This window comes from Vibrio qingdaonensis (genome assembly GCF_026191675.1).
Classification (GTDB): domain Bacteria; phylum Pseudomonadota; class Gammaproteobacteria; order Enterobacterales; family Vibrionaceae; genus Vibrio; species Vibrio qingdaonensis.
The window spans coordinates 1-267 of record NZ_JAKRRY010000202.1 but is presented as its reverse complement, the minus strand read 5'-3'; the positions used below and the strand labels follow the sequence as shown (position 1 = coordinate 267).

2 tRNA genes are annotated in these 267 nt (G+C 45.3%); both read right to left on the bottom strand.

The annotated features are described in order from the left end of the window. Nucleotides 1-2 precede the first annotated feature (2 nt). Nucleotides 3-78 (bottom strand) — tRNA-Lys (locus MD535_RS26025). Nucleotides 79-80: 2 nt separating this feature from the next. Next, a tRNA-Glu gene (locus MD535_RS26020) sits at nt 81-156 on the bottom strand. Nucleotides 157-267 lie beyond the last annotated feature (111 nt).

Sequence of the window (267 nt, the reverse complement as noted above, 5' to 3'; positions counted from 1 at the left end):
AATGGTGGGTCGTGCAGGATTCGAACCTGCGACCAATTGATTAAAAGTCAACTGCTCTACCAACTGAGCTAACGACCCAATGGTATCCCGTAGGGGAGTCGAACCCCTGTTACCGCCGTGAAAGGGCGGTGTCCTAGGCCTCTAGACGAACGGGACACTAAGTAGTAAGTGTTGGGCACTTACTGTTTGTTGTTTTCACTTAACAAGTAAAAACAAACACTCTTTTACATCATAAACCTAATCAATCTGTGTGAACACTCATCAAGA